Annotated in this window: 4 protein-coding genes; 2 read left to right on the forward strand and 2 right to left on the reverse strand. The window is 71.8% G+C overall.

Features of this window, described 5'->3' with window-relative positions; all coding sequences use genetic code 11:
* Positions 1-2 precede the first annotated feature (2 nt).
* Entirely contained in the window at positions 3-7,712 is a 7,710-nt protein-coding gene (locus ACZ4U4_RS25200; RefSeq protein ID WP_467878437.1) for an SDR family NAD(P)-dependent oxidoreductase, read from the reverse strand.
* Between the two features lie 145 nt (positions 7,713-7,857).
* Positions 7,858-8,703 carry a class I SAM-dependent methyltransferase gene (locus tag ACZ4U4_RS25205; RefSeq protein ID WP_467878440.1) on the reverse strand — a complete coding sequence of 282 codons (846 nt, stop codon included), beginning with the start codon at positions 8,701-8,703 and terminating at the stop codon, positions 7,858-7,860.
* Positions 8,704-9,457: 754 nt separating this feature from the next.
* Here ACZ4U4_RS25205 and ACZ4U4_RS25210 point away from each other — a divergent pair.
* Together ACZ4U4_RS25210 and ACZ4U4_RS25215 are read left to right on the forward strand one after the other, a co-directional pair.
* The gene (locus ACZ4U4_RS25210) at positions 9,458-11,884 is read left to right on the forward strand and encodes an SdrD B-like domain-containing protein (RefSeq protein ID WP_467878443.1); all 2,427 of its coding nucleotides are present in this window, start codon (positions 9,458-9,460) and stop codon (positions 11,882-11,884) included.
* Positions 11,885-12,193: 309 nt separating this feature from the next.
* Positions 12,194-12,874, forward strand: coding sequence for a hypothetical protein (locus ACZ4U4_RS25215; protein ID WP_467878446.1), 681 nt, complete (start codon positions 12,194-12,196; stop codon positions 12,872-12,874).
* Positions 12,875-12,878 lie beyond the last annotated feature (4 nt).

A 12,878-nucleotide genomic window follows, 5' to 3' on the forward strand; every position in this document is an offset into this window, starting at 1 on the left:
GTTCACTCCGCTCCGGGACGGGCGACCGTCTTGGTGGGATCGGGGGAACCCTGCTGCTGGATACGGTGCAGGGCTCGCTTGGCGATGTCGGGGAGGTGGGCGGCGCCCATCAGTTCCAGGGTGGGGATGTCACAGCCGAGGTGCTGGCGGAGTGCCGTGGAGAGTTCGAGGAACATCAGGGAGTCGATGCCGAGCAGGTCCAGGCGGCAGGTGCGGTCGAGGCGGTCCACGGGGGTGTGCAGGACGGCGGCGGCGAGCTCGGCGACCTTCTCCTCGATCAGGGCGAGGGCCTCGTCGCTGCGCATCGTGGCCACTGTGCTGCGCAAGGTGGTGAGGCCGTCGGTGCTCACGTGATGCGGTGGGAGCAGTGCGCCGGTCCTGGGGGCCGCAAGGCGGGGCAGGACGCGGCTGATGCTGTCCCAGTCGAAGCGGCCCAGGGCGACGACGGGTCCCGTTCGGGTGGCGAGCAGCCGGTCGAGTGCGGTGAGCGCGTCGGTGGCGGTGACGGGGGCCATGCCGTAGGAGGCCATCTCGTCGGTACGTCCGGTGCGGTGGACGTATCCGGCGTCCCCGATGACACCCCATTGCACGGCGAGGGCGGGGCTGCCGCGTCGGTGTCGGGCCCGGATCAGCGCTTCCATCGCAGCGTTGGCGGCGACGTAGGGGGCTTGCTGAATGTTGCCGTCGAGGGCGGCCACGGAACTGTAGGCGAGGAAGAAGTCGGGATCGTGGTCTTCGGCGAGCGCGTCGAGCGCATGGAGCCCGGTGATCTTGGGGGCGAGGACGGTTTCCAGGTGGGTGTCGGTGACGTCGGCCAAGGGAGCGTCCGCGAGGACCATGGCGGCGTGCACGACACCGCCCAGGCGCCGCTCCCGGAGGGCGGTGCGCACCGGGTCGAGGGCGCCGGGCCGGGTGATGTCGGCGCGGTGCACGGTCACCTCGACCTTCGCGGCGCGCAGCTCGTCGAGCAGCTGCGCGGCGCCGGGCGTTCGGGCACCTCGGCGTCCGACGAGATGGAGGTGGCGGGCGCCGCGTGCGGCGAAGTGGCGGGCCGTGGCGGCGCCGAAACCCGCCAGGCCACCGGTGATGACGTAAGCGGCGTCCGGGTCGAGTGCGCTCGTGGGCTCGGAGCCGACGACCGGCGGTGGGGAGTCGAAAGTGATGACGATCTTCCCGATGTGCCGGGCGTGGTGCAGCAGGCTGAAGGCATCCCCGAAGCGGTGCGCGGGGAATGTGTGATGGGGCACCGGCCTCCAGCGGCCGGTGGTGACGGCTTCGGCCAGCTCCGTGAAGTGACGCCGTACCACAGGCGCTTGTCGGCCGTGCAGGTCCAGGGTGTCCACGCCGAAGAAGGAGGCGTTGCGGGCCACCGGGGAAACGGGCAGTGCCTCGTCCTGCTCCCCCTCGTGTCGGCCGAGGTCGATGAAGCGTCCCTGCGGGGCGAGCAGGCGCAGGCTGCGCAGGCGGGCCTCGCCGGGCAGAGCGCTGAGGACGACGTCGACTCCGCGGCCGTCGGTCAGGTCTGCGATCTGCTCGGCGAAGTCCAGGGTGCGCGAGTCCAGCACCTGCTCGACGCCGAGGAGACGCAGCAGGCTCCGTTTGGCGGGGGTACCGGCCGTGGCGATGACGCGCGCGCCGGCTCGCTGCGCGAGTTGCAGGGCGGCCAACCCGACGCCCCCGGCGGCGGCGTGCACGAGGACGGTGTCGTCCTCGGTCAGGACAGCGCACTGCTGAAGGGCGTGGTGGGCGGTGAGGAAGGCGGTGGGCAGGGTGGTCGCCGCGGTGAATTCCATGGCGTCGGGCAGCGGTATGACGTGATCGCTGGAAGCGAGGACATGGGAGGCCAGGGCGGTGTGGGCCATGGCCGCGACGCGGTCGCCCGGTGCGAGACGGGTGACACCGGGGCCGACTGCGGTGACGGTGCCCGCGCAGTCCAGGCCGAGGCCGAGGAATCCGTGGCGCCGGGCTGCGGGCAGGGAGCTGTCACCGGTCGCGGTCAGCAGGTCGTGGTGGTTCAGCGCCGCGGCCGCGGTACGGATGACGACCTCGCCTTCGGCCGGGCGGAGCGCGGTGGTGGCGCGCCAGGTGAAACGGGGATGGCGTCCGGGGGTATCGACGTGCAGTGCGTAGTGGGGCTCGGACTCGGAGGTGGCCTCAGTGGCGGGCAGCGGTGTGACACGCGTGGCGAAGCGGCCGTGCGGCGTGAGGACGACCTCGTCGTCGACGAGCGCCTCGGGGCTGTCCGCCGCGGCTGCGCTGCCCTGAAGGTGGTGCACTTCGTGCAGGAGACGCTGGAGCGTGTCCTCGTCGCCGGGTTCGGTCAAGGCGATGCGCCGCACGCTCAGCGAGGGGTGTTCGTTCGCCAGGCTTCGCGCGGCGCCCCACAGGGGGGCGCCATGGGGTGAGGGCGGCGGGGTGGGTGGCTGCTGACCGCCGGCGTCGACGATCCAGACACGCAGGCTCCCTTCGCCTGGCTGCGCACTCCGGCTCCAGGCACGCGTGAGGTCACGCAGCGCGGCAAGCTGCCGGACGCCGTCGTCGGTGTGGTGCTGTGGCCCTGTTCCATCGGCCGGCTCGGCGAGGAGGATCACGTCGCTCACCGGCCGGGGTGCCTCGGTTCCGTCTGCCGCACCGGTCAGTTCGCGGGCCCAGGAGTCCGCACCGCTTGCCTCCGCGACGTGGTGGACGCGGCCGTGGGGGGATGCGGCGTGCAGTGCTCGGGTCAGCCGGTGCACCAGCTCGGTGGGGGAGTCGGCGGTAGGTGTGCTCAGCAGCCAGGACCGCTGCGTCGCGTGGTCGAGCGCCGTTGCGGCGGTGTCCGACCGCCGCACGCCCGATGCGCCGGGAGAAGTACCGTCCGTCGCCTTGTCGGGGACGGCGTGGGCGCCGCGCTCCGCGACGATGAGGGACACGTAGGGCCGGTCCGCGGCGGTGTCGTCATAGCGTTCCGTGGCCGCGAAGCCGCACTCGGCGAGGAGGCCGGGCCAGCGGTCGTAGGGCACCAGTGGACCGTCGGGGCGGACGTCCTCGTCGGTGGGGAGCCAGAAGGAGTCCAGCAGGCCGAACACCGGCGCCAGGAGTTCCACACTGTGGGTTTCCAGGGCGATCAGATGGCCGCCGTCGGCGAGCAAGGTGGCCATGGAGCGCAGGGCGCGGGAGATGTCGCTCGTGGCGTGCAGGACGTTCGCGGCGATGACGAGGTCGTAGGCACCGGGCTCGAAGCCTTGGGCCACGGGGTCGCTGTCCGCGTCCAGGACCTGGTGGACGAGGAAGTCGTAGGTGGCGAAGCGCTTCTCGGCGGCGGGGAAGAACGCGGGGGACACATCGGTGAAGGTGTAGTGGACACGCTCGGGCGGCAGATGCGGCAGCAGGGCCGCGGTGGTGGCGCCGGTGCCCGCACCGACCTCCAGGATGCGCAGCGGCCGGTCGGCGGGCCAGCCCTCGACGACCTTGCGGATCCAGCCGACGAGGGCATGGGTGTGCGGGGCGAAGAAGGTGCTGGCCTCGTAGAACCGCTGGACGAGATGGTCGGACTCGGAGAAGAGCAGCTCCAGAGGGTTGGCGTCACCGGTGAGGACATCGGCGAGGCGGCCCCCGCACACACCGTAGGTGAGGACGGTGACGCTCTGATCGGGAAAGTCCTCCAGCAGACGGCTGAACAGTTCCTCGGGACGTGGCGCGGCCGGGAGGCTCCAGGCGTCGGGCCCGGTGGCGGTGAGGACGCCGTGGCTGACGGCCTGGGGCAGCAGGACGCCGAGCAGCTTCGCGTGCTTGGCCTGGACTCCGGCGTCGAGGAGGTCGCCCAGGCCGAACGAGGAGTGCTTCGCGGCGGGGAGCAGGTGGTGCACGGCCTGGGCCGTGAAGTGGGCGCAGACTTCGAGCAGCCGCGGCCGGAGCGCGTCGCTGATCCGGTGCAGCCGGCCCAGATGGGCATCCTTCTGGCTCCTGACCAGCTCCGGCAGTGCCTGCGGGGCCGGCAGCGGGCTCCGGCCGGGCTCGGGTTGGCCGGGTACGGGAGCCGCGCGCAGGACTTCGGTGAGGCGGTCCTGTTCGTCGACGGTCACGGTGTCGAAGCGTCGCAGTTCGCAGCCGAGCAGTTCCATGCACACGTCGCCGTCGTCGTCACACACGGCGATGTCCCACCGGGCGTCGGGGCCGGCGGCGCGGGTGACATGGGTGAAGCCGGAGGAGGGCAGGGCCCGCCAACTGCGGATGGTGGTGATGCGGGCGGGCAGGAACGGGGCGGGTCGGTCCGCGGTGAACATCAGCGGCAGACAGGTCTGCAGGGCGCCGTCCACCAGCGTGGGGTGGGCGATGACTCCGGGCTCGGGCTCGATCGGCGCGGTGAACCCGTAGCGGCCCAGGGATGCGTCCGGCCCGGTGTGCAGGTGTGTGACGGTCCGGAACGCCGGCCCGTAGTCGAGCCCGGCGCGCTGCGCGGCCGCGTAGTGGTCGACGGCGGGCCGCCTGTCCGGCAGGCGGCGTTCCAGGGCGGCGGTGTCCAGGCGGGGGCGCTGAGGGCGGAGCAGACTCCGCACGCCGGCGCGGACGTGCTCGGTCCACTCCTGTTCCCCCGTGCGGCTGCGGATGGTGAGCCTGCCGTCCTGGGCAAGGTGGGTGGCCAGGTGGACGTCGTCCCCGTCCGCGGGGCTTGCCGAGTCGGCGCCCCAGTCGAGGGTCAGGGCTCGGTCGATGGACAGGCCGGTGATTTCCAGTGGTCCGTCGTGCCGGGTCCGCGCGGCGGCCAGAGCCATTTCCACAAAGCCTGCGGCGGGCCAGACGACAGCGTCCGCGACCCGGTGGTCCGCCATCCAGGACAGCCGGTCGGCGTCCAGATGGTTCAGCCACGCTGCTTCCGGTCCGGCTTGGCGGGATCCGAGAAGGGGGTGGACACCGGCGGCTTCCTCGCCGGGGGAGTCTTCCCGCCACCAGGACGCGTCGCCGTTCCAGTGCCGCTCGCGCTGCCACGCCACCGTCGGCAGGTCGGCCACCGCACCGGGACGGGGGAAGTGGCGGTCCCAGTCCACCGCTGCCCCGGCGGCGAGTACGCGCAGGACGGTCTGTTGCAGAGCGTCCACGGTGGCGAACGTCCGGGACAGGGTGGGAACGATCACGCTGGGGGTGGGGGCGCCGGCGGTGGCACGTCGCAGGTAGGCGGTCAGCACGGGGTGCGGGCCGATTTCGACCAGGACGTCGCAGGCGGCGTCCCCGGCGGTCAAGGCGGTGGCGGCCTGGTGGAAGCGGACGGGGCGGCGGATATTGGCCCACCAGTACCCGGCGTCCAGGGCGTCCCCTGCCCCGGCGCGGCCGGTCACCGTGGAGATCATCGGGATGCGGAAGGCCCCGGGGGTCAGGGATTTCAGTGCCCGATCCAGCTGGTCGCGCACGGGGTCCATGGCTTGCGTGTGGAAGGCGTAGTCGAGGCGCAGGTCCCGGAAGAAGACGCCGTCGGAATCGAGTGCCGCGCCGAGGGCCGCAAGGTCCTCGTGCGGGCCCGCGAGGGTGACGTCCTGGTCCGAGTTGATCGCGGCGATCTCCACGCGGTCGTGCAGCTGAGCCCGGTCGAGCCGTTCCCGGGCCGCGTCTTCGCTCAGGCCCACCGCGGCCATGCCTCCCGAACCCGCGGTGGCGGCCTGCGCGAGGCTGCGGGCGGCGATGACGCGGCAGGCTTGGGCCCGGGTGAGGCCACCTGCACAGTACGCGGCGGCCACTTCCCCGACGCTGTGTCCCATGACGGCGTGCGGATCAACGCCCCGGGCGGACAGGGCGGCGACCAGGCCCGCCTGGACGGCGAACAGCATCGGCTGCGCGACTTCCGTACGGTCCCAACGGGAGGCGTCGGCGCTGGCCAGCTCCTCGCGCACCTGCCAGCCGAGCAGCGGTTCGAGTGCGTCGCTGACGGCTTCGACCTCGGCGGTGAACGCACGGTCCCGGCCGAGGAGTTCGGCCCCCATGCCCGCCCACTGCGAGCCGTTCCCGCTGAAGACGAAGCCGATCCGGCCTCCGCCCACCAGGCGTTCGGTGGCGGTGCCGGCTTCCTGTCCCTGTGCCGCCCGGGCCAGGACTTCGGCGGCCTGGGTGAGGCCGGTGGCGAAGAAGGCCATGCCGTGGCGGCGCCGGGTCCGTCGCCGGCAGGAGGTGACGGCGGCGTCGTACAGGGCCTCGGGCCCCTGCGAAGGGTCGGCGGCCAGGGCGGTGAAGTGCTCCGCCCAGGACTCCAGGGCGCAGGTCAGCGCCTGGGGCGTATGCGCGGAAACGATGACCGGCACCGGCCGCGCTGCGGCGCCGACGACCGGCGCGGCGGCGCTGTCGCTCACCGCGGCGCTGCCGGCGCCATCGGCCCGGGCCGACGCCGACGGCAGCACCGGCGGTGCGGCCAGGACGGCGTGCGCGTTGGCACCGCCGATCCCGAAGGAGTTGATGCCGACCACGACACGGCTGTCGCCGGGCACGGGACGGGTGGCGAGTACCGGCTGCAGACCGAGGCGCTCGAAGTCGATCTTCGGGTTGGGCGGATCGGCGTGCAAAGTCCTCGGGATGGAACGGGACTTGATCACGGTCAACGACTTCAGGACCCCCGCCATCCCGGCCGCCGCTTCCAGATGCCCGAGATTGGACTTGACCGAACCGATCGGAAGCGGGGCGCCGGCACGGTGGCTGCCGAGCACCTGCCCCAGCGCCGCACACTCGACGGGGTCGCCGACCAGGGTGCCGGTGCCGTGCGCCTCCACATAGGACACCTCGCGCGGGTCGATACCGGCGGTGGCGTACACACGGCGTAGCAGAGCGGCCTGGGTGCGGGAACTCGGCGCGGACAGACCCACGGTGCGGCCGTCGGAGTTGAGTGCGGTGGCCAGGACGACGCCATGCACCCGGTCGCCGTCGGCGAGCGCGGCGGCCAAGGGCTTCAGGACGAGCATCACGGCGCCCTCGGAGCGTACGAAGCCGTCGGCCGCGGCTCCGAAGGGGTGGCAACGCCCCGTCGGCGAGACCACTCCGGCCTGCGCGAAGCCGACGAAGGGGCCCGGCGACAGCATCAGGTTCACGGCGCCTGCCAGGGCGAGCGGGCTGCGGCCGGTGCGCAGCTGCTCGCACGCCTGGTGCAGCGCGGTCAGGCCGGAGGAACAGGCGGTGTCCACGGCGCTGGACGGGCCGGTCAGATCCAGTTCGTACGAGACGCGGTTGGCCGTGATCGACAGGAGTCCGCCGGTCGTGGTGTAGGGGTTGCTCGAACGCAGGCGGCGCGCCTGAAGGTCGGCGTAGTCGTGGGTGGAGACACCGGTGATGACGGCGGTTTCGCTGCCGGCCAGGGCCTTGATGTCGAGGGCGGCGTCGTCGAGGGCCTCGACCGCGCACTCGAGCAGCAGACGCTGCTGCGGGTCGATACGGGACGCTTCCTTGGGAGTGATGCCGAAGTACGAGGTGTCGAAGCCGGTGACTTCCGGTTCGGGCAGGAAGCCGCCCGCCACGGAGTGGAACTTGCCCGGTGTTCCCGGGCGGCGGGCTTGATGGGCGCTGAGATCGAAGCGGTCCGAAGGCATGGTGCCGACCAGGTCGCGTCCTTCCTGAAGGGCCTGGCCTAGCTGGTCGAGGCGGTGGATGCCGCCCGGCAGACGCAGGCCCACCCCGATCACCGCCACGGCATCAGCAGGTAGGGAGGCGGGGTCGGAGGCGGTGGAGGTGTACGGCGAGGACGGACGGGGTTCAGCCATGGGGGCCTCCACGTAGACGGCATGGGTCGGATCTCAGGAACGGTGAGGCGAGAACGGCGCGTGTCGGGTCAGCGCTCAAGCACCGGGGGAGGGGTACGGACCGCGGCGGTGGCGGCGTCCACTTCCGGAACTGTCATGCCGAGGGCTACCCGGTCGGCTGCACGGGCTTCCGGCCCCATACGGAGACGGCGTGCATACCGAGATCCGTGAAGTCGGGATGGTCGATCAAGGAGAGCGCCGCGTCCAACTCACCGGCCAGGGCGGAGTCGTTCCGGGCCTGGAAATCGCGGAGTTGAGCGAACGACAGCTGCCAGAACTCGTCCGCGGGACCGCCGGCACCGATCAGCACCGGCTGCACCCCCATGCCGCCCAGGGTGAAGCCGCCGTCGGTCACCAGGGCCTGCAACCGTCGGCCCAGGCGGAGATCGCTGCCCTGGGAGACCCCGAGGGTCTGCTCGGCAACATGCAAACCCCGGCGCATCACCGGGTGGGGCGAGGCATCGGCGGGCCCCAGATCGAGGTCCTCGACCAGGAGGAGACCACCGGGACGCAGCCACTCGGCCAGGGCGGCCACCACCTGTGCGGGGTCGGCCAGATGGCACAGGACCATCCGGGCGTGGACCACCTCGAACGAGCCGGGGGGAAAGCCGTCCCGGGTCACGTCGTGGCAGAGGACGGTGATGCGCTCTTCGGCCGTGAGCTCCTCGAAGAAGCGGGTGTCGATATCGGTCGCGGTGACGTCACCGCCCGGGCAGATCCGGGCCAGCATCCGGGCCACCGACCCGGCGCCTGCCCCGACTTCCAGACAGCGGGCCGTGGCGGGCACACCCGCCTGTCTCAAGTAGTGCTCGGTGAACGGGTCCCACAGGTCCTCCAGCGCGCGCAGCCGGCCCTGCTCACCGGTCCTCCGATGGCCGAAAGCCCCGGCCTTGTAGTCGGGCGCCGCCTCGGATCCGGGTCGGCGGCGGGGTAGGGGATGGAGTCGGGTCAACGATCGGCCTTTCTTGCGATTCCGGGTCCGGGCCGCGATCGGCGGTAAGGCACCGCCGACCTCAGCGATCCCCCCGTGCCGCAGCCGGCTGCGGCAGCAGGTCTTCCGGCCGTACCTGACACACCACCACGATGACGCTGCCGACCAGCCGGTACGCGGGCCCGTGACCCGGCAACGTCCACGAAGAGCTTGCAAGATCCAATTGCCGCGATACTCCCCAGCTGATCATCAGATAAACAGGGTGGAGACGGCATCCCGGCGGGCGTTCGGACGCTCTTGCCGGTTTCCGGAGGATGTGAGGGGATCTGCTGGTTACGGCGCGACTCCAGGCGGTAAGGTACGCGCACTGCTCGCGACGGCCGTCGGTGAGGTCGAGGGCGGGGGGGCAAGACGCCGTGATGGAGCTGCAAGCACGTACCCCGGGCGGACCTGCTCCAGGCAACGAACGCACGTCTGCATTTCCTGGCCTGCGATGCTGACGACCCACCGCTCCATCCTCATGCGATCTCCAGCAAGCGGTCCACGCCACAGCAGTGGGCCCTTCTTCCTTCCGTGACCTTCGCGACCGGCGCCCGCGCCCGGTGTCGCGGAGTGAGCGGGTAGCGAGAAGCGGGCCCTTCGTTTTCCCGACAAGAGATGTGTGGAGTGTGATGCCATGAACCGAACCGGCAAGGATTCACGCTGGTCGGGCCGCGGACTTGTGGGCCCGTCGGCACGCCTCGGGTTATCCGTTCTCCTCCTGACAGGCGGCGCCGTGGCAACGACGGCCGGCCCGGCCGCCGCTTCGACCGCCGACGGCACGCTGACAGTTGCGGTGCTGCGCGACTTCTTCGGCACCGGCGTGCTCAACGCGACGATGGACGTGCCGCAGCGGGGCATGAAGGTGGAGATCTCCGACCCCGCCGGGCACCGTGTCACCGGCGTCACGGATGCCACCGGAAAGGTCGTGGTGTCGCGGTCGACCGCGCTGAGCGGCGGCCGATACCGCGTCGACGTCAGCGTCCCGGCGCCGTACAGCGGCTATCTGCGGGCGGCGCCCGCGTCGACGGAGGAGAACCACTTCGACAGCTTCACCTCGTTCGTGGACGTGTCGGACGGAAAGAACGCCTCGGTGGTGACGGGCGTGTGGGACCCGGCCGATTACGCACTGCCGGACTCGCGGTACTTCGTACCGGTCCACAACGGCGCCAACGGGACCGACAAGCGGGCGTTGGTGGCGTTCGGGACGAAGGCCCGGGGCACGTGTCCCACCGATGTGGCGTGCCCGACCACGCTGGCCACGCAGGACCAGGTGGGCACCACGTTCGGGTTGGCGTACGACACGTACCGGACCCGGCTGTTCCAGAGCGCGTTCGCCCGCCGGTACACCCCGTACGGGCCGCAGGGCGGGAACGCGATCTACACGGTGCCGGTCAACGGCTCAGGGGCGCCGGAGCTGTTCGCACGGGTGCCGGACGCCGCGGTGACGCGGCACGACTCCGCCAACATGATCAAGGATTCCGGGTTCACCGACGCGCCGGGCAAGGAGAGCATCGGTGGCCTGGCCCTGTCGGAGGACGGCGCCACGCTGTACGCGGTGAACCTGCGGACCCGCAGCCTGGTGAGCTTCGCCGCGACCGGGGCCACCGCCGCGGCGCCGAAGTCGACGGTCCCGATCCCGGACCCGGGGTGCGCGAGCCGCGACGACTGGCGGCCGTTCGGTCTCCAGGTCCACGACAACACGCTCTACGTCGGCGGCGTGTGCAGCGCCGAGAGCACGCAGCGGCGCGCGGACCTGAAAGCCTTCGTCGCCACCTACGACGGCAAGCGGTTCAGCACGGTGTTCAGCCACCCGCTCACGGACGAACGCGGCAGCGTCTTCGGAGCCGGCGACAAGGCCACCCACTGGAACCCGTGGAACACCAGCCCGGAGACCTGGGACGAGCGGGAGTCCGGCAACGTCTTCATCGATCCGCAGCCGGAGCTGTCCTCCCTCGCCTTCGCCCGCGACGGCTCGATGATCCTGGGCTTCCGCGACCGGTTCATGGACGTGCTCAGTTGGGGAGGGCTGGACCCCCGTCCCGGGAACGACAGGGCGGAGAACGGCATGTCCGGTGGTGACATCACCATGGTCTGCGCCACTGCCACCGGTGAATACCAGTGGGAAGGCACCGGGAGCTGCCCCAACCACGCCACCCCCGCGAACAACGGCGGCCAGGCCGCCGGCGTCGTCGAATACTTTCCGGGCGACTTCTACGCCAACGCGCACCAGGAGACCGCGCTGGGGTCGGTGGCCTACATCCCCCAGCAGCAGTGGGTCGTCAGCACGGAGTTCGACCCGGTCGTCAACGTCGCGACCTCTGGGACCGGATACCACGACATCACGACCGGTGAGGGCCCGGGCAACAACCCGGCCGCCAACGGGTTCCAGTTCGTCAGCCAGGAACAGGGCGGGTTCGGCAAGGCCGGCGGGCTCGGTGACATCGCGTACGCGGCGGCGAACGCGCCGATCCAGATCGGCAACGTCGTGTGGTTCGACGGCGACCACAACGGCATCCAGGACCCGGGGCATGTGCTGCTGCCGGGGGCGACGATCAACCTGCTGGACGCGGACGGCAAACAGGTCGCCACGACCAGGACCGATGCCGCCGGCGAGTACTACTTCGGTGGTGTCGGCGCCGCGTACGAACTCACGCCGGGCGCGAAGTACACGGTGCAGTTCGACGTGTGCACCGCGGACACCGGCCAGGTGCCCGAGCACCCCCCGGCGAGCGAGCTGAGGTTCACGCTCCCGCGAGCCGGTTCCGACCGTGGCCACGACTCCAACGTGACCCCGCCGACCACCGGGCCGTTGTGCAGCGGCTACGCGCCCGTCACGGCGCCGGACAAGCCGGGCGGCGTCGATCACACGATCGACGCCGGGGTCTACATCCCGAAGGAAACCCCGACGCCAACTCCGACTCCGACCCCGACGCCAACGCCGACTCCGACGCCGCCCGCGGACTCCGCGCCGCCGTCGCCTGCGCCGCCGGCGCCCGCCCCGCCTGCCAACCACCCGGCCCCGGCCGGTGGAAACGGGGGCTCGCTGGCGAACACCGGTACGCCCGGGACGGCGGAGCTGCTCGGCCTCGTCGGTCTGCTGGTGGGGACGGGCCTGGTCATCACGTTCGTGACCCGGAATCGTCGCGCCCGGCAACACTGAGCCGAACCGCACAACGGTGAGCTGCCCGTCCGCGGCCCGGACGGCGCGAACGGGCAGCTCACCTCGCGACCGGTCCGCCAGGACCGGCCTCGGCGTCGTCTGCCGCCGGACTGCCGCATGCCGCCGCGAGCCCACGTGGCCGGACGGCGGGTGATCGAGAGGATGAATCGGAGAGTGCCAGCGTCGAACCCCGTGCGGGGCGTGAAAGTCCGGCAGGCCCCACCGGGGCGCCCGGCCGACCGGCGCCGATGGCCACGGTCGCGCCGGGCCGCGGCCGTCATCGGCATCGCGGCCGTCGGGGTGGCTGCGGTGGCCGCGTTCCTGCTCCTCCGCGGTGGCTCCGGCGCCGACGGCCCGCGCCCGCTGACGGCGGACGAGGCGAACCGGCTGGCGATCACACGGTTCCGTAACTACCAGGCGCAGGGCCGTGCGGTGACGATCACCGTGCCGGGCCCCGCCGGCGGACTGACCGTCACCGGGGCCGTCGACTATCGGCGCAAGGTCGGTTACGGCGCCGTGCACGGCACCGGGCGCGACAGGTCCAGCGACGGGCTGATCCAGTGGACACCTACCGCGGTACACGTCCGCCCGATGCCGGACGCCCCGGCACACGCACCCGCGTCACCGCCCCGTTCGGGCTGGTACGACCGTCCCCTGCTGGCAGCCGGCAGCGCACTGGACACCTCCCTGTCCATCGCGCTCGGCCTCGGCGGCGACCGGCCGGACAACGCCGAACTGCTGTCGCAGAACGGCGCCGCCTGGTGGGGTCGGAAACAACTGGACGGGCGCCGGGTGGACGTCATGACCGGGCCGTCCTCCCCCGACCGCTCCGGAACGGCGGGCAACGTGCGCTACTGGATCGGCTCCGACGGCACCATGTACCGCGTCCGCGTCGGTGTGGGGTCGCAGCCGGAACCGGTGGTCATCGACTTCGACACCCACCCGTACGTGCCGGTCGAGCCGGTACCCGCAGCCGCCACGCCCCGTTAGCCGC

This window comes from Streptomyces sp. NPDC029159 (assembly GCF_055564055.1).

What these genes read in the sequence shown, in the direction of transcription:
- ACZ4U4_RS25200 (WP_467878437.1), bottom strand. Translation starts at nt 7,712, where the DNA reads ATGGCTGAACCCCGTCCGTCCTCGCCGTACACCTCCACCGCCTCCGAC.